A 24,360-nucleotide genomic window follows, 5' to 3' on the forward strand; every position below is an offset into this window, starting at 1 on the left:
CGTTGATAGGTTACAGGTATAAAGGTGGTGACATCATAGCCGAGTAATACTAATCGCCCGAAGCTTTCTTCGTGTTGGATTTATAGGTCCCCATAGCAATATGGGGACCGACCAAAACAACAGACAGATAATAATACTGTTGTTTTCTCTTAAACTTACTTCTTTCAATAATATGTCATTGTTTAAACCGTAAAGGTTAAAACATTAAAGATATTCAGGTGCCTATATCGGCGGTGTCTACCTCTTCCCATTCCGAACAGAGAAGTCAAGCCCGCCAGAGCCGATGGTACTGCGGTAAAACGTGGGAGAGTAGGTCGGTGCCAAATTTTACAAGAAACCCTTTCAGAGAAATCTGGAGGGGTTTTTGCGTTTAGGGGAGGTTTCTGATAGCTCAAGCGTTTAGACGCACAATACCATCTCCGACTTTCAGCGGAGGGATGCCCTTATACGTACAATGTGATTAAGTTAGCCGGTTTTAAAAGGCTATTTGGACGTCCTGGCCTTCGGCTTTGATGAGGTTTTTGATGGTGTCTACCAGGTTTTCCAGGTCGAAGGGTTTGCTGATGATGGCGTTGCAGCCGTAGATGCTTAGATCAAGGCCGGGTTGCATATAGGCGGTGAAGATAATGATAGGGATATGTCTGAATTTTGGGTGCTGCTTAATGGCATGGCATAACTCACCGCCGTTACCGTCTTGAAGGCGGTAATCCAGGATGATCATATCGGGGTTATATTGCTCGACCAGGGGTAGGAACCCCAGGCTTTTGGTGGCGCTGTGGACTTCGTAATTTTCGTAAGCCAGCACTTCTTCGACGATCTGGACGATATCCAGGTTGTCATCAAGTAACAGGATCTTTTTCATGATTACTTCCAGGTATGGCGGGTTACTCAAAAAGCTGAAAGCGATTGCGTCGCGCGGAAGAACGGTATGTAATGCACCTCTTCGCAATTCGACCGGGATCAGGTATTCAAACCATACACCTAAAGGTAAGCATGTTATTTTGCTTATCCTATTTTTTTAATTAAATTTTTTCCTATAAGTTAAACTAGTTTATTAGTTAAATAATAAAGCGGATTTAACATAACGGTACACTAAGCCTCTAAATCGGCGGAAGCGCAGTGTAGCGCTGTATGCGTAGCACGCTACACTGCTACACCTTGGTGTAGCATGCTACAGTATTGGTTTTGAGAGTGTTGTTATTTTTGGTGGCGCTGTTTTGTCAGTATTTGGTGCTACAGGTGTTTTTTGAGCTTCCGTACACTAAGGGATGTTTTAGTCTAAAGTCGGGAGTTTTAAGTCTTAAGTCGGATAGGAGGTGATGGGGATTCTAGGTCGAGATGCCCAAAAAGACTAAGGACTTAAGGCTCCCGACTCAAGACTAACAAATATTCAATAAAACGCTACATTTGAAGCATGACCACCTCCATAGGATTTACCCAGATTGACCACCCCGCCATTGCCGTAATTAACGTTGAAGCCATGGCCGATTGGTATTGCCGCGTGTTAGGCTATACCAAATACTACCTGCACCCTAAGCCGGTGTGGATGCTGCGCGCGCCCGATAACTCATTGCTGGAAATTATGCCGGTTGACGATACCGCACGCCCCCACCGCACAACCTGGACACCCGGCTGGAGTCACCTGGCGCTGCGGGTGAGTGATATTGAAGCGGCTATAACCCACCTGGACGCCCACAACGTGGTTTGGACCAGCGATCTCATCGAAGCTATTGGCGGCGGCAAAGTACGCGCCTTTGAAGATCCTGAGGGGAATATGTTGCAGATAGTGGAGCGGAATTTTTGATGTGCAAATGTGCAAACCTATTTGTGCCGGGCATGTGCCGAAGCCGCCATTAATCAACCCAAAACAGGGTTTCAATATCAAATCGTACGTCGAACGGGAGATCGGTTTTGAGGAGGTGGACGGTGATGATGCCGCGGCCCTTTATTTCAACACAATCCAGTATGCTGATGTTGTTTTGCTGAAAGTAGGCGGCATGCTTCTTCTCCAAAGCTTGTAGATAAAGTTGCGCCTGCGCTTTGGTTGACATGTGATTGGTTTGATCATAAGAACCATGCCGGGGTTAACACTTTTCTCGCGCCAAAATACACAATGCCGAAACCTAAAAAAATGACCGTCGTCACTATTTTGAAAATAGGTGATATTATTTTACCAAGGCATTACTGGAGATGGGAGGCTTAACGTTAGCTTGTTAAATAACCACAAGCGGGGACGCTTGCGGTAGCGGGGTTGAAAAAGTAGGATGAGGCAAATCTCACCACGCGTCATTGCGAGGTACGAAGCAATCTACATAAGCTGAGCATGTGGCAAAGTCACGAGTACGCCGCGCTCAGGCCTGCGCTGCATACTCGCGCCAGCGTGGGGTAAACCTTACCGCGCGTCATTGCGAGGTACGAAGCTCCGATAGCTATCGGGACTCTACATAAGCCAAGCATGTGGTAAGGTCACGAGTACGCCGCACTCAGGCCTGCGCTGCATACTCGCGCCAGCGGGGGATAGCATTTGGCGTGCGGAGCCATTTAAAAACTATCTATATATATTTGTCGATATGTCTTTTTAATTTTTCAAAAGCAAGAGGATATTTTCTTTTTCGTTCTTCAAAATCATAGGGTATTATAACATCGCCATTAAAATATTTTGATATAAGTTCTTTAAACAATGGGTCATAATCTTTCAATTTACTAAATCGGTATTGTCTAATTAATTTAACGTTGTCGATTACTTCGCTAAGTTTTTGCAGGTCTACACGTGACTGCTTCGGTGAATAAATTGAGTATGCTACCCATCCCTCAAATGGGGGACTTTCTAATAGATGCGATTTTTTTAATCCAGACCTAACTCTTGATTGAACTTCACTGTTGAACATTTTATTATAATGTGATACCCTTGAAAAAACTCTTACGCATTCTTCATTGTGCGCTATATCGAGTTGTTGACTTAACTTTCCAATGCTTTCGTCGCTGCTTTTTAGGTTAATTATCAAATCATCGGTAAGGGTGCCGATCTTTTCTGTGTTATGGAATATTAAAAATTCGTTGAGATTTGGTTTGTGTAAATGTTTTAAAAAATGATGGTCAAATAAAACATATCCATTTTTACAAAGGCCTATTAGATCATTTTCACTGTAATTTTTAAACGCGGGATGAGTAAATCGTAGCTCCTTAGAAAAAAAATGGCCTTCCTTGTAAATCGGTAAATCACTTTTAAAATCATAACATAAAAGTTTCGCAATAATATCAGAGTAGATGTCTTCGTACAAAGCATTAGATAGAATTTCATTGTCATCTAAGGAATTCCGGCTAAGATTTAAATTCAATATTCCATCGAAATCAAATATTGACACTTTGGGGTTGGATTTTAATATTCTGCCATGATAATTATCCGGTATTTTCCCGTAGGGGATGACAATTCCATTACAGGTTAAATTTTTAGTGATTTTTTTTGATTCAATATATGTCCACATTACAGAATGAAAACCTTTTGGATAAATTACGTTCCATATAGGGTCTACAGGCTCGTCATAGTTTGGAGAAAGCGAAAAGCTTGGTGATTTCTGAAATTTGATCCCATTTATAATTGTAAAATATTTTATTTCAGGACTGGACAATGTGTACCAGTCTGTCCATCGAATGTCGCTAGGTGAAGAGATCCTGTCTTGCAGATTTTGAAAAGTTTCCTTCGTTATTCTAATTCTAAGAGTGGTTCCTTCAATTTGATGGCCTTGATGTTTTAATACCTCTATTTGATTCGAATTAATAGAAGTTTTAAACATAAAAGCACTTGTAGAATGAATGGATTTAGTTTCAACTTCAATTTCTGAACCTAAAATAAATGCTGCCAATACACCTATTCCAAACTTTCCTGACCGTGCAATCAAAGAGTGCCCAGATTCATCTGTGAATTTTTTTTTCCAGTCCAAACTTTTTCTGAAAGACGATCCCGCCTTTAAAAAATAGTTTTTAATTTCAAAAAGGGTCATACCTTTTCCATTATCTTGTATAGAAAAAAAATACTCGTTGCCGCTTTCAATTAAAGAGACTTCGACTACAGGAATATAGGTTCGGTTTACGCCCTCTTCCTTTTTCCGTTCTCTGCAAGCGTCTATAGCGTTTTGCAACAACTCCCTGACCCCATAAGAGGGATTGTCGCCGTACAACGGAGCTGCCAGTAATTTTAGAAGCTCAATGTCAGTAGTGAACGTTATTTCTTCAGGTATATAATTAACTGATTTAATAAATTCAGACCGAGGATTGTCCAAGTTCGATTTTATTCTTCTATATTTTATCTTGGGCTTTTCTAACTCTTGATCTTTGCCATAAATCTCACCCAAAATAGCCCAAGAAACATCTATTTCATTTTGTATGTCTTTAAATAATTTTTTTAGGCTGAGAAACATTACGCTGTTATTTGGTGCGGTTTCTACTAATAACGTTTCATTATCGTTTTGAAACACTTTTACAAATTTTATTGCCAGATGTTTTAAGTGCTCATATTCAGAGAACGGAGTTGAAAAAGTTTTTATTTTTAGAGTTTGAATTGAAACTCGATTTGCGTCAAACTGAAAAAAGTCAGCGATTCTCAAAACAATCATCAAAAAAATAATTTTAATCGAGTAAGGGTTGGCCCATTCATATTCTGAGTAATTTGATTTTAAATAATCAAATGTATTTCGAATATCAATTCCATGACTTCTTGCAACTAACCCCGATAAATCTTTACAGTAATCGTCAAAATCGTTGCCAATAGATATAGCTTTCTCATCACCGAGTATTGCTCCTTTTAATGAGATCTCGTGGGCAAATCTTGCATGATGTCTTCGGAGAAATTCACCGATCAATTTTCTATCAGTGGTATTTATATGGTTTTTATCTGTTAGATTGGGTAACCTTACGATTATTGATTCGTCTCCAAAAATTATTTTTTTTTGATAACTACTGAACTTTCTAGCTTCGTCTAAGAAGTCTTGCCAAAGATTAGACCAAGTTTTATCGTCAAAAAAATCAGATTTCACATCATCATAAGACCCATCAATCATTCCTCGAAACATACTTAATGAGGTAAACATGCCGATGTCATGTAACATTATTGAATTGACGAGAATAGCAACATCCAATGGCCGCAATAAATTAGACAATGTGTTGTCTTCTATAATATCTTGACAGCTCTCTAAAACACTTTGCACGTGTTTAATTCCGTGATTAGTATATTCTTCGAAGAAATACATTTCGCCGTTTTCGAGCAACTCAGAGACCATCGCGACCGTAGATAAGGTCGCTGCATATAGTTTGTAGTCTTTGACTAATATATCGTTAAATCGTTTAGGTAAAATAATTGGCATAAGACTAATATAATAATATTAGCCATTTTTTAACTATATTATGTATAATTTACATCAGTGTTAAGTTACTGTTGATTCCATGCCCCCTCCCCCGCGTAAGGGATTGCAGCGGATACCGGCCATGTGGCTAAGGCCTGTGCAGTATGAGCGGAAAGCCCGACCCGCTTCTATCAGCGGGTTACGCCCTTATCAGTCATTGGGTCATTAGTCATTGGGCCTGTCGCTTTGTTAATATACACCCATCCCCAACCTACCAATGACTCAATGACCAATGACGCGCAGCAAATGACGCCGCAGGCTATACGCTATTTAGAATATATCCAAATAACACACAACATCCCCCCAACTTCGCTTTAAAGCTTATATTTTGTAAATTCGCCGCTATCGCTGCTTCGTGGTGGTTTTTGGCCGTAAACCGGGCTAAAAATTTGGCTTCCGCGGGGTGGTTGTGGTTTTATTACGTAATCCTATAAAAATTATACCCAACATGGCTTTTGATTTAGACATGATTAAGAGTGTTTACCAGCGTTACAGTGCCCGTGTGGCTGCTGCCCGCAACGCTACCGGTAAACCCCTTACGCTAACCGAAAAAATATTATACGCTCACCTGAGCGAGGGCGAGGCTAAACAGGCCTTTAACCGCGGTGTTGATTATGTTGACTTCGCGCCCGACCGCGTGGCCATGCAGGATGCTACCGCCCAAATGGCGCTGTTGCAGTTTATGCAAGCCGGTCGCCCTCAGGTTGCTGTACCTAGTACCGTTCATTGCGATCACCTGATACAGGCCAAGGTTGGCGCTGTGGAAGATTTGAACACGGCGGTTGATGTTAACCGCGAGGTGTATGATTTCCTGGCTTCGGTGAGTGATAAATACGGCATTGGTTTCTGGAAAGCCGGCGCGGGTATTATTCACCAGGTGGTGTTGGAAAACTATGCTTTCCCGGGTGGTATGATGATTGGTACCGATAGCCACACGCCTAACGCGGGTGGTTTGGGTATGATTGCTATTGGTGTTGGCGGTGCCGACGCGTGCGACGTGATGGCGGGCTTGCCATGGGAGCTAAAATTCCCGAAACTGATTGGTGTTAAACTGACAGGCAAATTAAGCGGCTGGACAAGCGCTAAAGACGTTATTTTAAAAGTGGCTGGTATATTAACCGTTAAAGGTGGTACCGGTGCTATTGTTGAATATTTTGGCGAAGGCGCGCAAAGCCTGAGCGCTACCGGTAAGGGTACCATTTGTAACATGGGTGCCGAAATTGGTGCTACTACTTCTATCTTCGGTTACGACGAGAAACAGGCTACTTACCTGCGTGGTACCGAGCGTGGCGAAATTGCCGACGCTGCCGACGCCATTGCCGAGCATTTAACCGGCGACGCGGAAGTGTATGCTAACCCGCAAAACTACTTTGACCAGGTTATTGAAATTAACCTGAGCGAGTTGGAGCCGCATATTAACGGTCCGTTTACGCCGGATCTGGCGTGGCCGATTTCGAAATTTGCTACGGCGGTTAAAGAGAACGGCTGGCCTGCAGTGCTGGAGGTTGGTTTGATAGGCTCATGCACCAATTCATCGTACGAGGATATTACTCGTTCGGCTTCGTTGGCGGCACAGGCTATCAGCAAAAACCTGAAAGCTAAAGCCGAGTTTACCATTACCCCGGGTAGCGAACTGGTTAGGTACACGGTAGATCGTGATGGTTACCTGGATACTTTTGGCCAGATGGGTGGTGTGGTATTGGCTAATGCTTGCGGACCATGTATCGGTCAGTGGGCGCGCCATACGGATGACCCTACGCGCCGTAACTCCATCATAACTTCGTTTAACCGTAACTTTGCTAAAAGGCAGGACGGTAACCCTAATACGCATGCTTTTGTGGCGTCGCCGGAAATGGTGACTGCTTTTGCTATTGCAGGCGATTTGACCTTTAACCCGCTTACCGACTTTTTAACTAACGAGAACGGCGAGCAGGTGAAACTTGACGAGCCACTAGGCTTAGAGATGCCGATTAAAGGTTACGCGGTTGAGGATGCCGGCTACCAGGCCCCTGCCGAAGATGGCAGCAACGTGGTAGTTAAGGTTGACCCGGCTTCGGCACGTTTGCAGTTGTTGGATCCGTTTAAGCCTTGGGAGGGTACAGACCTTACCGGCCTTAAACTGTTAATTAAAGCCAAAGGCAAATGTACTACCGACCACATATCGATGGCCGGCCCTTGGTTGAAATTCCGCGGTCACCTGGATAACATTAGCAACAACATGCTGATTGGTGCCATTAACTACTTCAACAACAGCGCCGATAGCGTTAAAAACCAACTAACCGGCGAGTACGGCCCTGTGCCTGCTACGCAGCGTGATTACAAAGCGCATGGTATTGGTAGTATAGTAGTGGGTGATGAGAACTATGGTGAAGGTTCATCGCGCGAGCATGCGGCAATGGAGCCACGCCACCTGGGTGTGCGTGTGATATTGGTGAAATCGTTCGCCCGTATACACGAAACCAACCTGAAGAAACAAGGTATGCTGGGCGTAACTTTTGCCGATAGCAACGACTATGAGAAAATTCAGGAAGATGATAAAATTGACGTATTAGGCTTAACTGAATTTGCCCCGGGCAAACAGCTTACGGTAGTGTTACATCACCAGGATGGTACTACAGATAGCTTCGCGGTTAACCACACTTACAATGCGCAGCAGATTGAGTGGTTTAAAGCCGGTGGTGCTTTGAATATTATCAGGAAGCAGCAAGCGTAATTTATTTCGGATTTCGGATTTTCGATTTCGAATTTATTTTTGATTTTATAAATGTAGAGACGCAATATTTTGCGTCTCTTTTTTTTGTGGGTGGATTTGGGTTATATTTGATCAACTGGTTTTATTATGATCAAAAAATTACTTTTTATGGCGATGCTGCCTTTGGCGGTGTCGGCTCAAAATACCACGAACCCTTTACTGGTATACACCAACGCCCCCATTCATTTTGAACAGGTGGACGCCGCCGTTATTGACGATGCCGCCGCGCAGGTGATCAAAAAATGCGACGCCATGAGTGCCGCCATTATCGCCATCCCCGCCGGGAAGCAAACCGTGGCCAACACCCTGATGGCTTTTGACGAACTGAACTTTGTGCTGAATAGCCTGAGCGGGAAACTGTCGGTCATCTCCAGCGCCTACGAGGACGACAAAACCCGCGACGAAGCCGTTAAGCTAAACGAAAAGCTGGCAGGCTATAGTTCTGACTTGTATTTAAATTTGAAGCTGTACCAGGCTTTAAAGCGGTTTTCGTTAAGTGCTGGCGCGAAAGGTCTGCGTGCTGATCAAAAGAAGTTTTTGAGTGAGACTTTGGTTTCGTTTGAGATCAATGGTACCAAGTTAAGTGCCGCGGGGCGGACAGCATTGAAGAAGACCTATGCTAAGATCATCAGCTTCGGCGCGCAGTTTGACAGGAATATAGCTGAGAGTAAAGATAGCGTTACGTTTACCGCTAAACAGGTTACCGGCGTACCATCGGGTATCAGCAGCGCCTGGAAACGCGGGGCGGATAACTATACCATCACCATTAACGGCCCCAACTTCGTCAACATCATGCGCTACGCGGATGACCCCGAAGTGCGCAAAACCATGCAGGCGCACTACTTTAATCGCGCCTACCCGGCCAACATTAAAACGCTGGATAGTTTGTTCTTTTACCGCCAGAAACTGGCAACGCAGCTAGGTTATAAAACCTACGCGCAATATGCCTTGCTGCAAAAAATGGCGGCCAAGCCGGCAAACGTATGGCTGTTTTTGGAGGACCTGAAAGCCAAGCTAACCCCCAAGATCCCGGTAGCCAATGCCGAACTTCGTGGCCTGAAACATTACCTTAACCCCACCCAGCCCGATACGTTATTTGCCTGGGACGGTGCTTACTACAACAAAAAACTACTCGACGTAAAATACCAGCTCAACACCGACGAGGTGAAGCTGTACTTCGAAATGAATAACACCATTTCGGGGATGTTTACGCTGTACCAAAAACTTTTCGGCATTGATATCCGCGAAGCGAAAGGCATGCCAACCTGGTACCACAAAGTGCGCAGTTACGAGCTATTTAAAGACGGCCAAAAGATGGGAACTTTCTTCCTTGATCTATATCCCCGTGCTAATAAATACACGCATTTTGCAGCGTTTAATCTATCGCTGTACCATAAGCAACCAACAGGTGAGGACCTGCTGCCGGTAGGTACCTTACTCTGCAACTTCCCCGAAGGGGCAACCAATGAGCCCACGCTGCTTAACCACGGCGATGTGGTAACGCTGTTCCACGAGTTTGGGCATTTGATCCATTTCCTGTTGGCACATCCAGCCATATCATCACAAAACGCGTTTGCTGCTAAGGGCGATTTTGTGGAGGCTCCATCGCAGTTCCTGGAAAACTTTTGCTGGAACTATGACGCCTTAAAACTTTTCGCCAAACACTACAAAACCGGCGAGGTACTGCCCAAAGCGCTGTTTGATAAAATGGAGAAGGGCCGCACCGTAGGCTTGATCCCTGCTAATATGTTCCAGGTGTATTTGAGTATGCTTGATTTTACTTATGAGGACCGTTACGCCGCTGCCAAAAAGCAAGGCATTAACAACGTGGCCATCAACCTATATAAAATGCTGCAGGTGCCTTTCCCGACAGGCACACACTTTATTGCCGGCTTTGACCACCTGAATGGTTACGGAGCAAACTACTACGGCTACTTATGGTCGAAGGTGTACGCTCAGGATATGTTTTCGGTGTTTGAGAAGAATGGGGTGGTTAGCCCGGCTATAGGCGAGCGTTACCGTAAAATGATACTGGAGAAAGGTGCCACGCAGGATGAACAGGTAATGCTGCAAAACTTCTTGGGCAGAAAACCTAATTCGGCGGCGTTCTTGAAATCTATTGGGTTGAAGTAGTCATTCGGTCATTAGTCATTCGCCTGCGGCGTCATTGGTCATTGCTTAACTCAACAGGTCATTTCGACGAGGAACGAGGGGAAATCTTATACGCCCTGCTACTTGCAGCTTGTATAAGATTTCTCGCTATCGCTCGAAATGACAAGCGAACGTGTGGTGGCTTACAACCCCTTCTTCACCCTCTTCAACGTCAGCAAATTTTGCGCGTTGGTGCTAAAGCCGGTTATGTTGGTTTGATACAGGTTAACCCGTTTATCGTAATATAGCGCTACTACCGGCGCCTGTTGCATCACGATGTTATCCATTTGACGGTAAAGGGCGTGGCGCTGATGGTCGTCTTTTACCAGGTAGGCGGCTTCAAAAAGTTTGTCGAATTGCTTATTGTTGAAGCCCGTATAATTGGGGCCGAAGGGTACTTTGTTTTTGGAGTAAAAAACGGAAAGGTAATTCTCAGCATCCGGGTAGTCGGCTATCCATGAACCATAGAAAAAGTTGATGCCGTTTTTAGCCACCATCTCGCGCAGACTGGCACCATGAGTAACTTCTACCGTGGTTTTTATGCCGGCGCGTTCCAGTTCGCCTTGCACATATTCTATCAGGCTGTGGTAGGCGGTGGTGCTGGTTAGCTGTATGGGCGGCATGTTTTTACCGTCGGGATAACCGGCTTCGGCCAGTAGTTTGCGACAACGGGTGGGATTATAGCTGTAACCGTTAGGTAATGTATCGCTATAGCCGGGCATCCCTTTGGCAATGAAACCCGCCTGGCCTGGTGTACCTAAACTGTTTCGCAGGTATTTCACCAGTTTTTGCCTATCGATAGCGCAATTAATAGCCTGGCGGACCTTGAGTTTCCTCAGCGGCGATTTTTTAACAATAGCCAGATTGGTATCAACCAACATCCCCAGGTACAAGGTGTGCAGGTACGGCCCCGAACTTAGCGTAAACTGGCCTTTATATTTTTGTGTCAGGTGGCCGGATTTGGTTAGGATATCATCGCGATAGCTGCCGTCTATATCATTCACAAGGTCCAGGTTTTTTTTGATGAATTCCATAAACGCGGTTTGCTTGTCATCAATAAAAGTAGCTTTCATAGCATCCAAATAGGGCAGGCGGTTACCGGCCTTATCGCGCTCAAAATACTTTTCATTTTTCAGGAAAACCAGTATCTCGCCTTCTTTCCAATATTTAAACTTAAAGGGGCCCGTACCTACCGGATGACTGCGGAAATCTTTCCCATAATGATCAACCACCTCATGTGGCACCACCGAGCAGTATTGCGCTGTAAGCATGCTTAGTAACGGCGCGAAGGGTTGCTTCAATGTAAGCCGAAATGTACTATCATTTACAGCCTCGAAAGCTTCTTTACCCGTAACTTTGTCGCTAAAGATCCATGAGCCGGATGAGGCTACTTTTGGGTCTATCAGGCGCGCAAAGCTGTAAACAAAATCTTGTGCGTTTACCTTTCTTCCAACACCATTTTTGAACTGCGCCGCGTCATGAAAGAATACATCGTTACGTAAATGGAAGGTGTAGATTTTGCCGTCGGCAGACAAGTCCCAGCTTTTAGCTATGCAGGGAATGGTTTGCAGGCTATCGTTAATTTGCACCAGGCCGTTAAACAGCTGGTTATCCATCCAGATGGTGTTGTGGTTTCGGCAAAAGGCCGGGTCGAGCGAGGTAAGGCCCTCATCGAGATTGAGGTTGAAGGTGGTTTTATCTGCGTTCTGTTTATCGGTATTGCAGGCAGTAATTAGCAAGGCTGACAGCAAGAGTATGTAGCAGATGGGTTTATTCATTAACTAAATATAGGGAAATGTTGCGTAGGCATTGTTAAGGCTTTGCGATTTGACAATGGGATGAGAAGCGATGCAATCGCAAAACCGTGTTAAGCGCTCGTTGCAAACTATCGCGAGATTAAAGCCATGCAATCGCAAGACCATGTTAAGCACTCGTCACAGACGAGCGCAAGTTTTGTAGGACGAGCGCAAATTCTATATCACCACCAAATTCACCCCACTTTTCAAAACATATCGCTTACTTTTCCAAACCAATACTCCCGTAGTTTTTTGCGGCAGGCGGATGTTTACTTTCCATTTGCCACCTTCAAAGCTATAGGCAGCAGCAACTACGCCGTTAGGGTGCGGCATTTCGCCGCTTACGTTTTTCATGCTGCCCAAGTGAGGTTCAATTTTTATGTGTGTGAAGCCGGGGGCATCGCTGTCAATACCTAAAACAGTACGGAAAAACTCCACATTCGGACTACTACCCCAGGCATGGCAATCAGACCGGGAAGTATTCACATCCGAATACTCGGCCCAGGTAGTAAGGCCCATCGCCATGTTTTCGCGCCAGATGCCGATCAGGCTGGTGTAATCATTGGTGGCTCCGGCTTTTATCAGCGCCTGGTTCAAATAATATTTAAAGTAAACCGAACATTGTATCAGGCTTTTATCCGTGGCCAATTGTTTAGCCAATGCAGGCATATCGGCAGGTTTCACCAGGCCTGTTAGTATGGCTAATGAGTTTGCGTGTTGCGAGTAACCTTTCTTGTCGCGGTTATCGGCGTAAAGTTTTTTGTTAGCGTCCCAGTATTTGCGTTGTATGGTGGCTTTAAGCTGGGCTGCTTTTTTGTTATAGATGGCAGCCTGCTCTTGTAAACCCAGCTTGCCCTCCATTTCGGCGGCCCATTGGTAGGCGTATAGTAGTTGCAGGTCGTATATGGCGGCACAACCGTCGCTGCCATTTACGCCGCCGGCCAGGTTGCCGGCCCAATCAACAAAAGCCCAGTAAGGCGTATTTTTTACTGAACCATCGGCCATCTGGTATTTGGCAAAAAAATCCAGTATGCCACGCACACCCAACAGTTTATCCTTCACAAAGGCCGGATCATTTCGGTACATAAAATAATCATGCACCATACCAATGTACCACAGCGAGAAAGGCGAAATGATCTGCGTTCCTTTAGTTGGGTAGCAGCTTTTGGTAATACCTTCGGCCTGGCGCGAGTGGTCTATTTGGGTAATGGCGTTACGGGCAAGGCGGTCGTCGGGCGTGTTGTAATAGCTCACCATGGCCTGTATGCGGGTGTCGCCAATGTATTGCAGTTGCTCGTAATAAGGGCAATCCATATAGGTTTCTACAGCGTTAAGTCGCGCGGTGCGCCAGCCAATATCCAGCATTTGGGTTATTTCGTTATCGCCGGCATTAAAAACCGCGGTGCGTTTAAACGGATAGCCGGTGAAGGTGCCGTACAGGTCGTCAATAGTTAAAGGTTCGTCTTTAGTGGTGACGATTAATCGGATATAGCGGAACGTACGATAGTTTAGCGTAGTAAACGTTTGGCCTTTGCTGCCATCGGCCAGTAAACTATCAATGCGCCCTACAAAAACTTTCCCGTCTACCTCGTTACGGTTGCCTTTGCGCTCACCTTTTCCCGGCAGGTAAAGCGATTCGGCGTAGCCGATGGACAGGCGCGCGTCTTTGCCTCCGCTCATGTTTAGGGTGATGTAGGCATTGGTCTCAAAAGTTTGATCGAGCAATAAAGTAACCTGGCTGTTGGCAGGAATAGTTAAAGGTGTTTTTTCCTGCGGGAAGGTTGCCGGCACGCTTATACCTGTGGCTTTGCGTAGTTTGGTTAGGCGCTGGTAGGTCATTTCGGGCTGAGGGAGTGTGGTAGGTACCAATGCCCAGTCAATACCCCAGGCCATGCCTTTTAAGGTGCCATCCATTATTTTATTGGCGTTGGCCCAGGCGCTATCGTCATAGTTAACCGCTGTCCAATCGCCTTTAACGGCTTTGCTCATATCGGCCATTTCGCCTTTACTGGCCGCGAAGAAATAGCCCGGTACAGGCTGTCTGCCGGCATCGCGCACGCATTTCCAGCTTTTGTTGGTGTTAATGATCTCTTCGGCGGCGGAGTTACCTTGCAGAATGAAAGCGGTACGTACGGAGATCTGCGCCTCTGGTCTAAAATCGGCCTCGTTAAATACCAAAGCAGCTATGGTGTTTTTGCCTTCGGCGAGGTAGGGAGCCAGGTTAACGGTTTCGTAATTCCAGAAATAAGTATCGCCCCGCGCCGGACCTAACGACACCAGCGTGCCATTGATATATAATTTATACCGGTTGTCTGCCGATACATGCACATAAAAAGTAGCCGGCTTAGTTTTTAACTCAAAGCTTTTGCGGAAATGAAATACCGCGTAAGTATGCCCGTCATCCCACGGCGCTGCCACCCATTGCGCGTTCCAGCTTGCCCGTTTCGGCGTTTGCGGATATGCGGTTTGAGAACGAACGGCCAAAGGCGCTAAAAGGCCGGAAAACGAAAGCAGAAGGGCGTACAGTAGCTTCATAGTACAAGGTCATGAAATTGGTGCTGCAATATGGCGAAATAAACAATTCAAAGCAAATAAATCGTTTTAGCTTATATTTACTCATTGGTCATTATGTCATTGGTTTTTTGTGGCGACTACTCTGCTACTTTCCAGTTATTATCGTAAAAGCCGGCATATTGTATTTGCGGGGCGCCGTCTTTAAGCATATCCAGTTTATATAGCATAATATCGGCAAAGCCGCTGCCGCCGGTAAAGTATTGGTTGGCGTTTAGGGCGTTCATACCTTCTATGCCCGTGCCGGCAATTACCGAAACCACATAGTCGGAAGTACCTCGCTGGGGCCAAACAAAGTAGGCGCCAAGGTCATTACCCGTAAACTTTTTGCCGCCTATCTGGGCTGTGCCGTCGGCTATTTTTATAGGGCAGTCAAGCAACAGGTTGCTCCACGCCGCGTTGGTGTTGGCGTTGCCTATCAATATAATATTCCGGGCTTCCTGCTTTTTGGCCAGGTACTCTTTATCGCTGATGATGTCAAAAGCGCCGTTGCCGCGGTAGTACCAGCTTTCCGCATCGTATCGGGCTTTGTTAATAGCCCATTGTTGTTGCTGCGTGGTGCCGCCGGTGCCGTATACATACAGTACGTCCTTATTAAAACCTTCTTTAAAAGTGCCGTAACGGTGCGGGCCTTTTTCGGTTGATGGAGGCTGGGCTACCAGTTTCCAGCCGGTATTTTCTTTCCGTAGATAAACACTGTCGTTCTCGGTAACGGTGGTATATTTTAGCGGGGCCGAAGCATCCATCACCAAAGTAACCGCCTTGTCTTTTGCAAAACCTGCCAGCTTTAATTTAAGCAGGGCCACATTATCGATAGTGCCGGTTATGGTGGCCGATTGCCTGTTGCGATTTAACCTGATGCGGCTATACTGAAATGGTACCACCTGCTGATGAATAGTTGCCCAATGGTTGGATGCCGATATACCCGGACTAGCGGTACTAAAGTCGATCGAATTAAGTTCATTATCCGTTGGTATTTTGTGCCATTTAAACAGATCAAAAATTGGCTGCCAATCTACCGAATGGTCGCCGTACCAGTGCGAGCCGCCGGGATATTCATAATAGCTCAAATCACTATGGAAGGCGGCCAGTTGCTGCTTCATCTGGCGGGCAAAGGCCACGGGTACGGTTTCATCGGCATCGCCATGCAAAATATAAACACCTGCCTGTTTATAGTTTTGGGCCAGTTTAGGCACGTCGCTTTGGTTGCTGGCGCGAAGTAAAAGTTTGCCAAAGTCAGTCGAACTGCTATCGGGCACCACCCCATCGGCCGAGCCGTAAGTTTTTAGTGTAGGATAACCCGCACACGGCGCTATCGCAGCCCATTTATCCGGATAGGTTGCACCCAAAAACCAGGTGCCATGGCCGCCCATGGAGTGGCCGGTTAGGTAAATATGTTGCGCGTCGGGTTTAAATTGTTGTTTGGCCAGTGTAAGTACCTCCATGGCATCTATACGCCCCCAATCTTCCCAGTTAAAGCCACGCGGGCGGCGGTTGGTTGGGCTAACCAGGTTACCCCAGTCTTTTGATTTGTAGGCCCGCACCTGGTTAATAGCTTCTACACCGGCACCATGCACCGAGAAGAATAGCGCTTCGCCATCCTTTTGCCCACCCACCTGCGGCGCTACCGAATAGTATTGCAGGCTGCCGTCAATACGGCTTACAAAGGTTTGGCTGTATTTATCGCCGGGTAAAACGCTTTCTATTTTCAGGGTGGCTTTATCCAGTTCCTTGCCGTTTTGTATTAATGTTAGCGCGCAATCATTAAAACCTTTAGTTTGTACGGTAGAGCCATCAAACTCAAAATAAATTTTACGGGTGCTGTTGGCAGGTACGTTTTGCAGCCAGCTGGTTACCTGCCTGCCGCCAAGATTGCTGCGCATTTGCAGGCTTTTTAGCGTAGCCGATGTAGTATTGATAACTACCACTGCGGCCATTTGCTTACCCATGGTTTTGCCGGCTATGATAAATGGCGCTGTAGGATCTTTTACATCCAGCAAAATAGCTTTAGCGGGGAAGGTTAATTGGCCCTGCAGCATGCCGCCGCGCACATAAAAATCATTATTGCCTTTATTTAGTTTAACTACCACGTTCATCCAGCCAAAGCGGTATGGGTCGCCCATATGCAGCGCGCCATTTACAAATACTGCACTATTGCCCGAAATATTCAAAATAGCCACCCTTTCGACAGGCGAATTATAGTTAAAATACAGGTAGGTGCCCTCGCCGCCACGTACCCGGAAGCGGCCCGCGGTATCGGCTGTTATTTTGGCCCATTTGGCATCGGTACTGTTGGTGGCGCCTGTTAGCGTACCGCCTTCGGTGGGGCTTTTTAGCATGCCTTTATATAGCGCATAAGCCAGTCCATCCTGGTAAACTGCCGCACGGTTGTAATTGACGTTTACGCGTATGGATAATCCGTTAGTGAATGCGTATTTACTTTGTGCATAGCTGTTGATAGTGAGCACCGTAAGTAGGCATACTATAAAATTGGGCAGCTTAAATTGGAGGGAAGATCTGGTCATACACAAACCTAATAAAAAACTGTTTATTCCTTATCTCCGGCGGTGCATCTGTTAAAACAGATTTTACTGCTGGAAAAAGTTATCGAGCATTTTTAGGGTTTGGCTACGGGCGTTGAGCGCCATTACTTCTGTTTGAAAGTATCGGGCATATTTCCCGGCATCGCCTACGGTGAAGTGTATACCATCGGTGGTTGTATAGCCTTTGCAGTCGGGTTTGGCAATGTAGCGATACTTCTGTTGAGGGAAACCGGTGAAGAATGCATTCCTGATGGTTTGGCTAAGCGGCAGGTCGCATAATTTGGTGTGCACCGGTAATTCAAAAAATATGACCGTTATTTTCCGTACTTCTAAAGCATCTACAAACCGGTGCAGCTCTTTAATGGCAGATTGAACCGCTTCCGCCTGCGGTGCCACATCGTATTTTTTAACCTGCGCGTCAAGCAACTGGTTAGCCAAAGCTTTGCTGCGCGAATTTGCTGCCTGTGTTTTGCCACGAAGCGATTTTACGGCGCGCTCCATTTGCCATACTACCAAAGGCAGCGGCTGTTTACCTTCGCGGAAGGGTAGTATGTTTTTACGCACCACATTTAGTGCGGGGTTGGTCATATTGTCGACAAAGCTTTTATTCTCGGGTACCAGCAGGGTGTTCATTTCAATAAATACTGTGTCGGGGAGTTGTTCTTTACGGAGGATAATATGCAGGCCATCCAGGTTACCCTGACCGCTAAATGCAAGGTTATAGCAACCGGGCAAAGCATTGGTTAGTTTTGCCGAAAGCGACGAGCCTACCATCACATTTTTAGGCGTAGGGCCAAAAATATAGCGTTGTGCTTTAATGGCGTTTTCCTGCCATTGCTGCTGTTTACTGTATACGTCAGGGTCTACGTTAACCGAGTACAGCGCATACAATACCAGTAAAACTAAGGTTGCGAGTGATGTTTTTTTGATCGCCTGACTCATCTCGTTTAAAACTGGAAGTAAATAAATGAACCGGATGTACCGCTGTTAACCAGCATGAGGAAAAGCATGATCGCGTACAGCATATAATCATATCGCATCGCGACAGCAAAAAACTGACGTTCCTTTAGCAAATACAGCGCATGATAAATTATAACCGGGGCCGAATAAACCAGGATATACAAAACAGGCCGTACATCAACCGGCATGGCAAGGTTGGTGCCGATGCTTTTAAGATAGATGATGACATGGCCAAACTCCGGCAGTTTAAACAGTAACCATGACAGGGTGATGAAAAAGAATACCACCAAACCCAGCAAAGCACTTGCCACAGCGCCCGTTTTTTTTTTGACGTTGTTGTGTATAAAACGCTCGCTAGCCAATGCCAGCCCGTGAAACGCGCCCCATACGGCATAGCTCCAGGCCGCGCCGTGCCACAAGCCACCCAGCACCATGGTGATCATAAGGTTAAGGTATGTGCGTGCCTTACCTTTGCGGTTACCCCCAAGCGGGAAGTATAAATATTCCATCAAAAACGTGGACAGGGATATGTGCCAGCGTTTCCAGAACTCTTTAAACGAAGTGGAGATGTATGGAAAATTAAAATTGTCCTGAAACCGGTAACCAAATAGCCTGCCCAAGCCTATGGCAATAAGCGAATACCCTGCGAAATCAGCAAATATCTGGAAGGAATAAGCAAAAAGCATTGCCACCAGGTTTGCCGATGACATGGATTGAAAGTAGGGGTAGGCTATCCAGAAGGTAAAATCCTTTAAATTATCGGCCACTACCATTTTTAAAAAGTAGCCGATGATGAGGGTTTTGAAGCAACTATCCCAATCAATATCGCTTAGTTTTTTCTCGCCTATCTGCGGGTAAAAATCGTGCGCTTTCAGTATAGGGCCGGCCACGAGGTGCGGGAAGAATGAGATGAAGAACAGTGTGTTGCGGGTATGTTGCGCCAATGACTCGGGTACCAACCTGCTGCGTTGATTGGCCGGTTCTTTAAATACATCAATCAATAAACTTATTCCCTCAAAAGTAAAAAACGAAATACCTATGGGCAGCGGGATAGTAAGCAGCCAATGGCCTATCGACTCATCAGCGTTGAAAAGGGTATGCGCGGCCAGCTTACCATACTTAAAAAACGCCAGCAATAACAGGTTGAGCGCTACGCCCGCGCCAGCCACCAACCTGCGATTTTTTGCACCCTGTAAGGCGATGTGGTAACTAACCAGGATATTAAGCGCGCCCGATGACAGCAGCAACGCAACCAGCATAGGCTGATCGTAAGCGTAAAATATCAGGCTGGAAACAATGAGAATAAGTATTTGATGGCGCCGGAAAGCAGGGGTATAGTAGGCAATAAATGTTAACAGCAATAATCCTAAAAAAGTAAAACTGTTAAACAGCATGCAGGCGTTGGTTTATATGCGGCGAAAATAAACATTTTATATCATAGCGCACTTGTTATTCGTTATCGTAGTATCTTAGCAGTACATCAATTTTTATATGAAACACCTGTTTAAAACAGCGGCGCTGGCATTGGCGCTCGGCTTTTCTGTTACACAATTATCGGCTCAGCAAGTTAAAGAGCCTGCCGCTATGGATTCAAACTGGGCCAGGCCTTATCAGCCTTTCCGTATAGCGGGAAATTTGTATTATGTGGGCACTTATGACCTGGCCTGCTACCTGGTTACCACACCCGCAGGCCATATCCTGATCAATACCGGATTGGCGGCATCTGCCGATATCATCAAAGCCAACCTGGCTACCATGGGTTTTAAAATGAAGGATATTAAAATACTGCTAACCACACAGGCGCATTTTGACCATATGGGCGCCATGGCCGCCATAAAAAAACTAACCGGCGCCAAAGTATGGGTTGATGCGGGCGATGCGGGTGTGCTGAAAGACGGCGGAAAATCAGACTATGCCATGGGTGGGAAAACAGCTACTTACGTCCCGGTAGCACCCGACCGTTTGTTGTATGATAAAGATGTTGTAAAATTGGGCGGCGCACAGCTAACCCTGCTGCATCACCCAGGCCATACCAAAGGTTCATGTAGTTATGTTATCACCGTAAAAGACGATAAGCGCAGTTACCGCGTGCTGATAGCCAACCTGCCCACTATCGTTACCGAGGAAAGATTCGACAACATCAAAGCATATCCAACAATAGGTAAAGACTATGCTTATACTTTAGCAGCCATGAAGAATTTACAATTTGATATCTGGGTAGCCTCACACGCAAGTCAGTTTGGTTTACACAGCAAGCATAAACCCGGCGATGCCTACAATCCGCAAGCCTTTTTCGGACGGGCGGACTACGATGCTTCGTTGGCGAAACTACAGGAAGCATTGGATAAAAAGCTTAAACAAAAATAGGAGGCGAAGGCCTCCTATTTTCAAAACTCTTGCGCTCGTTTGCAACGAGTGCTTAATATGGTCTTACGTTTACAACGTGAAACTATTCAAATCGCTCTTTTAAAAACTTCCCGGTAAAGCTGTCTTTAACTTTGATCAGGTCTTCGGGCAGGCCTTCAAACATTACCTTGCCGCCGCGGTCGCCACCTTCGGGGCCTATGTCTATCACCCAGTCGGCGCATTTGATCACGTCCATGTTGTGCTCGATAACGATGATGGTATTGCCATGATCCAATAGCGCATCGAATGATTTCAACAGCTTCTTAATATCCGCAAAGTGCAGGCCTGTGGTAGGCTCATCAAAAATAAACAGCGTTTTATGCGGGTTGTTACCTTTCACCAGAAAAGATGCCAGTTTTATACGCTGCGCTTCACCGCCTGATAGGGTGTTGGACGATTGCCCCAATTGCACATAACCCAAACCAACATCAACCAAGGGTTTTATTTTGGCCAGGATCTTAGCTTCTTTGCTAAAAAATTCGAGGCCCTCTTCAATGGTCATGTTCAACACATCGCTTACATTTTTTTCGTTGTATTGAACGTCGAGGATGTGTTGCTTGAAGCGTTTACCACCGCAGGTTTCGCAGGTAAGGAAAATATCGGCCATAAACTGCATCTCAATCTTCACTTCACCCTCTCCCTGGCAAACGTCACAACGGCCGCCTTCTACGTTGAACGAGAATGCCGACGGTTTTAACCCCGCCGCTTTGGCTGCTGGCTGAGCAGCATACAGGTTACGTATCTCGTCCCAGGCCTTAACATAAGTAACCGGGTTTGAGCGCGATGAACGGCCGATAGGGTTTTGATCCACCATCTCTACCTGTTCAATCTTGTTATAATCGCCCTCAATAGCATCGTATGATCCGGTTTGCTCGCCGGTATAGTTGCCTAAGGTTTTTTGTAGTGCGGGCGCGAAAATACGTTTCACCAAACTGGTTTTACCCGAGCCTGATACACCGGTAACCACCGTAAGCACACCCAACGGGAATTTAGCATTAACGTGCTGCAGGTTATTTTCGCGGGCGCCTTTTATTTCAATAAAATCGTTCCATTTGCGGCGGGTGGCCGGTATGGCAATTTCTTCGCGGCCGCTCAGGTATTTGCCGGTAAGGCTTTTATCGTCTTTTATGATCTCGTCATAAGTGCCGCTAAACACCAGTTCGCCACCGTGGGTGCCGGCAGCCGGACCGATATCTATCACATGATCGGCCGCCTTCATTATTTCTTCTTCGTGCTCAACCACCAAAACGGTGTTGCCTACATCGCGCAGCGATTTCAACACGGTTATCAAGCGCTGCGTATCACGTGGGTGTAAACCAATGCTCGGCTCATCCAGCACATATACAGATCCCACCAAACTACTACCCAAAGAGGTAGCCAGGTTAATACGCTGCGACTCACCGCCTGATAAGGTGTTTGACAAACGGTTAAGTGTTAAATAACTCAACCCAACATCATTTAAAAAACCTAAACGGTTGGTTATCTCGGTTAATAAACGCTTGCCTATTTTTACATCGGTTTCGTTCAATTTAATTTTGGTAAAAAACTCATACGCTTTATCCAAAGGCATCAGCACCACATCGGTAATCGATTTATCATTTACCTTCACATAAGTCGCGTCCTTACGCAAACGGCTGCCTTTACAATCGGGGCAGGTAGTTTTACCGCGGTAGCGGGATAGCATAACGCGGTATTGTATTTTGTAGGTCTGCGCCTCCATTTCCCTGAAAAACTCATCCAGGCCGCGGAAGTATTGGTTGCCGGTCCATAATAGGCGTTGTTCGGCTTCGGTGAGTTGGTTGTATTGGCGATGGATAGGGAAATCAAACTTTAAGGATTGCTTTACCAGCTGATCATTCCACTCGCGCATTTTTTCGCCGCGCCATGGGGCAATAGCGCCCTCGTACACGGTTTTGCTTTTGTCGGGGATAACCAGGTCCTCATCAATGCCAATTACTTTGCCATAGCCCTCGCAGCGCTTACAAGCGCCGTAAGGGTTATTAAAGCTGAAAAAGTTTGGCGATGGTTCTTCAAATTTTATCCCGTCCAGCTCAAAGCGGTCGCAAAAGAATTTTTCGGTCTCGCTATCAGCATCCGGGGTTTGATATTTAACATAGCAGTCGCCTTTTCCCTCGAAAAATGCGGTCTGCACCGAATCGGCCAAGCGGCTTAAAGTTTCTTCAGAGTTGTCTTTATTTATACGGTCGATAATGATGCGCAGGGTATGATCTGATGTTAGCGGGCCATCACTTAAAGTGTTATCCTCCAACAAACCTTCAATTCTTGCAATAGCACCATCCAATTCAACCCTTACAAACCCTTTTTGCATCAGCACCGCCAGTTCTTCTTTAATACTACGGTTATTGTGCGGATGCAGCGGGCAAAGTACCGTAGCCTGCGTATCATCAGGCAGGGCCATCACAAAGTTGGTAACATCGGTAACGGTATCTTTTTTAACCACTCCACCAGATACAGGGGAAATAGTTTTGCCAATACGCGAGAACAGTAGCTTCAGGTAATCATAGATCTCGGTTGATGTACCAACGGTTGACCGTGGGTTAGAGGTGATCACCTTTTGTTCAATAGCGATAGCTGGCGCGATGCCTTTTATATAATCAACATCGGGTTTGTTCATACGGCCCAAAAACTGGCGGGCGTATGAGGATAGGCTCTCTACATAACGGCGTTGCCCTTCGGCATACAGCGTATCAAACGCCAGCGAAGATTTGCCCGAGCCCGACATGCCCGTAACCACCACCAGTTTATTTTTGGGGATGGCCACGTCCAGATTTTTAAGGTTATGCACCCGGGTGCCCTTTATAATGATATGCTTTTGCGGATCTTTATCTGCTTCGTTGATCATGTATGCTGTTGTATAAAAAAGATATTTATCTGTACGTTAAACCCTTCGTAATAAAATTAGTCTAAACGTACATAAGCCAATACCCTAAATTTTTGAAATGCAAAAATCCTAAAATTTTTAGCAGTTTCCAAATATCAGCGTAAGGCAAATTATTATTATGACACAAAATTTATTTGCTTATTAGCGTAGATTTTGTTTTATTTGATGTAGCAATAACTTAACCAAAAAGGAGAAACGACTATAGAATAAAACTATACTTAAAAATTTTTGAACTAATTAATTTAAAAGTACTAGTAGTATTTCTATGGATTTTCAATTGCAAAGTGATCAGGATCTAATCCATCTGTACGTAACCGGCGATGAAAAGGGCTTAGTGGAGTTGATCCGTCGGTACCAAGCTAAAATTTATACCTCCATATACCTACTTGTAAAGGACGAATACCTGGCCGAAGACATTTTTCAGGACACCTTTATTAAAGTAATTAACACCCTTAAAGCAGGCAAATACAACGAAGAAGGTAAATTTTTACCCTGGGTAACCCGTATTGCACATAACCTGGTTATTGACCATTTCCGCCGCGAAAAACGCGCGCCTATGGTAAGTAATGGCGACGACTTTGATATATTTGAAGTATTGGGCAATTATGACGAAAGTACCGAGGACCGCATGGTACGCGAGCAAACTCACAAGGACCTAAAATCGTTGATACAGCTACTTCCTTCGGAACAGAAAGAGGTATTGATCATGCGTCATTTTGGCGATATGAGCTTTAAAGAGATAGCCGACATTACAGATGTAAGCATAAATACCGCCCTGGGCCGTATGCGTTATGCGCTAAATAATCTGCGTAAAATGATGCAGACCAAAGAGCTTAGCCTAAAAAACTAAACATCAAAATTGTGATTATGTAAAAACGCC

General features: G+C 45.6%; 14 protein-coding genes and 1 rRNA gene. 6 read left to right on the top strand and 9 right to left on the bottom strand.

Going from position 1 to position 24,360, the window contains the following annotated elements; genetic code table 11:
- Positions 1-214: 214 nt before the first annotated feature.
- Positions 215-326 (top strand): 5S ribosomal RNA (gene rrf, locus AC59JT_RS00005).
- 149 nt (positions 327-475) lie between these two features.
- On the opposite strand, the gene AC59JT_RS00010 is transcribed toward rrf, so the two are convergent.
- On the bottom strand, positions 476-862 hold the full coding sequence (locus AC59JT_RS00010) for a response regulator (protein WP_497394838.1): 387 nt from the start codon (positions 860-862) through the stop codon (positions 476-478).
- A gap of 552 nt (positions 863-1,414) precedes the next feature.
- Here AC59JT_RS00010 and AC59JT_RS00015 point away from each other — a divergent pair.
- Complete coding sequence (locus tag AC59JT_RS00015) at positions 1,415-1,804, top strand: VOC family protein (RefSeq protein ID WP_497394840.1); 390 nt, start codon at positions 1,415-1,417, stop codon at positions 1,802-1,804.
- Positions 1,805-1,853: 49 nt separating this feature from the next.
- On the opposite strand, the gene AC59JT_RS00020 is transcribed toward AC59JT_RS00015, so the two are convergent.
- Together AC59JT_RS00020 and AC59JT_RS00025 are read right to left on the bottom strand one after the other, a co-directional pair.
- Entirely contained in the window at positions 1,854-2,051 is a 198-nt protein-coding gene (locus tag AC59JT_RS00020) for a hypothetical protein (protein WP_497394842.1), read from the bottom strand.
- A gap of 501 nt (positions 2,052-2,552) precedes the next feature.
- Positions 2,553-5,360: an HD domain-containing protein gene (locus AC59JT_RS00025; protein WP_497394844.1), complete on the bottom strand. Its 2,808-nt coding sequence runs from the start codon at positions 5,358-5,360 to the stop codon at positions 2,553-2,555.
- 487 nt (positions 5,361-5,847) lie between these two features.
- On the opposite strand from AC59JT_RS00025, the gene AC59JT_RS00030 reads away from it, so the two are divergent.
- Positions 5,848-8,112, top strand: a complete 2,265-nt coding sequence (locus AC59JT_RS00030) for an aconitate hydratase (RefSeq protein ID WP_497394846.1) — start codon at positions 5,848-5,850, stop codon at positions 8,110-8,112.
- A 126-nt stretch (positions 8,113-8,238) separates the two neighbouring features.
- The gene (locus tag AC59JT_RS00035) at positions 8,239-10,284 is read left to right on the top strand and encodes a M3 family metallopeptidase (protein ID WP_497394848.1); all 2,046 of its coding nucleotides are present in this window, start codon (positions 8,239-8,241) and stop codon (positions 10,282-10,284) included.
- 161 nt (positions 10,285-10,445) lie between these two features.
- Here AC59JT_RS00035 and AC59JT_RS00040 read toward each other — a convergent pair whose 3' ends face one another.
- The 5 genes from AC59JT_RS00040 to AC59JT_RS00060 form a co-directional block, all read right to left on the bottom strand.
- The gene (locus tag AC59JT_RS00040; protein WP_497394850.1) at positions 10,446-12,080 is read right to left on the bottom strand and encodes an ABC transporter substrate-binding protein; all 1,635 of its coding nucleotides are present in this window, start codon (positions 12,078-12,080) and stop codon (positions 10,446-10,448) included.
- A 195-nt stretch (positions 12,081-12,275) separates the two neighbouring features.
- Positions 12,276-14,633, bottom strand: coding sequence for an alpha-L-rhamnosidase-related protein (locus tag AC59JT_RS00045; protein ID WP_497394852.1), 2,358 nt, complete (start codon positions 14,631-14,633; stop codon positions 12,276-12,278).
- Positions 14,634-14,749: 116 nt separating this feature from the next.
- The gene (locus tag AC59JT_RS00050) at positions 14,750-17,194 is read right to left on the bottom strand and encodes a carboxylesterase family protein (protein WP_497394854.1); all 2,445 of its coding nucleotides are present in this window, start codon (positions 17,192-17,194) and stop codon (positions 14,750-14,752) included.
- 63 nt (positions 17,195-17,257) lie between these two features.
- Complete coding sequence (locus tag AC59JT_RS00055) at positions 17,258-18,154, bottom strand: hypothetical protein (protein ID WP_497394856.1); 897 nt, start codon at positions 18,152-18,154, stop codon at positions 17,258-17,260.
- A 5-nt stretch (positions 18,155-18,159) separates the two neighbouring features.
- A complete protein-coding gene (locus AC59JT_RS00060; protein ID WP_497394858.1) occupies positions 18,160-19,566 on the bottom strand; it encodes an MBOAT family O-acyltransferase in 1,407 nt (468 codons plus the stop codon).
- Positions 19,567-19,663: 97 nt separating this feature from the next.
- Here AC59JT_RS00060 and bla point away from each other — a divergent pair, with 97 nt between their 5' ends.
- The gene (bla, locus tag AC59JT_RS00065) at positions 19,664-20,539 is read left to right on the top strand and encodes a subclass B3 metallo-beta-lactamase (RefSeq protein ID WP_497394860.1); all 876 of its coding nucleotides are present in this window, start codon (positions 19,664-19,666) and stop codon (positions 20,537-20,539) included.
- An 82-nt stretch (positions 20,540-20,621) separates the two neighbouring features.
- Here bla and uvrA read toward each other — a convergent pair whose 3' ends face one another.
- On the bottom strand, positions 20,622-23,441 hold the full coding sequence (gene uvrA, locus AC59JT_RS00070) for an excinuclease ABC subunit UvrA (protein WP_497394862.1): 2,820 nt from the start codon (positions 23,439-23,441) through the stop codon (positions 20,622-20,624).
- Positions 23,442-23,745: 304 nt separating this feature from the next.
- Between uvrA and AC59JT_RS00075 the strand changes: the two genes are divergently transcribed.
- Positions 23,746-24,330, top strand: coding sequence for an RNA polymerase sigma factor (locus tag AC59JT_RS00075; RefSeq protein ID WP_497394864.1), 585 nt, complete (start codon positions 23,746-23,748; stop codon positions 24,328-24,330).
- Positions 24,331-24,360 lie beyond the last annotated feature (30 nt).

The organism is Mucilaginibacter sp. A3364 (assembly GCF_059690715.1).

What these genes read in the sequence shown, in the direction of transcription:
- AC59JT_RS00020 (WP_497394842.1), bottom strand. Translation starts at nt 2,051, where the DNA reads ATGTCAACCAAAGCGCAGGCGCAACTTTATCTACAAGCTTTGGAGAAG.
- AC59JT_RS00075 (WP_497394864.1), top strand. Translation starts at nt 23,746, where the DNA reads ATGGATTTTCAATTGCAAAGTGATCAGGATCTAATCCATCTGTACGTA.
- uvrA (WP_497394862.1), bottom strand. Translation starts at nt 23,441, where the DNA reads ATGATCAACGAAGCAGATAAAGATCCGCAAAAGCATATCATTATAAAG.
- AC59JT_RS00060 (WP_497394858.1), bottom strand. Translation starts at nt 19,566, where the DNA reads ATGCTGTTTAACAGTTTTACTTTTTTAGGATTATTGCTGTTAACATTT.
- AC59JT_RS00015 (WP_497394840.1), top strand. Translation starts at nt 1,415, where the DNA reads ATGACCACCTCCATAGGATTTACCCAGATTGACCACCCCGCCATTGCC.
- AC59JT_RS00010 (WP_497394838.1), bottom strand. Translation starts at nt 862, where the DNA reads ATGAAAAAGATCCTGTTACTTGATGACAACCTGGATATCGTCCAGATC.
- AC59JT_RS00025 (WP_497394844.1), bottom strand. Translation starts at nt 5,360, where the DNA reads ATGCCAATTATTTTACCTAAACGATTTAACGATATATTAGTCAAAGAC.
- AC59JT_RS00030 (WP_497394846.1), top strand. Translation starts at nt 5,848, where the DNA reads ATGGCTTTTGATTTAGACATGATTAAGAGTGTTTACCAGCGTTACAGT.
- AC59JT_RS00045 (WP_497394852.1), bottom strand. Translation starts at nt 14,633, where the DNA reads ATGAAGCTACTGTACGCCCTTCTGCTTTCGTTTTCCGGCCTTTTAGCG.
- AC59JT_RS00040 (WP_497394850.1), bottom strand. Translation starts at nt 12,080, where the DNA reads ATGAATAAACCCATCTGCTACATACTCTTGCTGTCAGCCTTGCTAATT.
- AC59JT_RS00035 (WP_497394848.1), top strand. Translation starts at nt 8,239, where the DNA reads ATGATCAAAAAATTACTTTTTATGGCGATGCTGCCTTTGGCGGTGTCG.
- AC59JT_RS00055 (WP_497394856.1), bottom strand. Translation starts at nt 18,154, where the DNA reads ATGAGTCAGGCGATCAAAAAAACATCACTCGCAACCTTAGTTTTACTG.
- AC59JT_RS00050 (WP_497394854.1), bottom strand. Translation starts at nt 17,194, where the DNA reads ATGACCAGATCTTCCCTCCAATTTAAGCTGCCCAATTTTATAGTATGC.
- bla (WP_497394860.1), top strand. Translation starts at nt 19,664, where the DNA reads ATGAAACACCTGTTTAAAACAGCGGCGCTGGCATTGGCGCTCGGCTTT.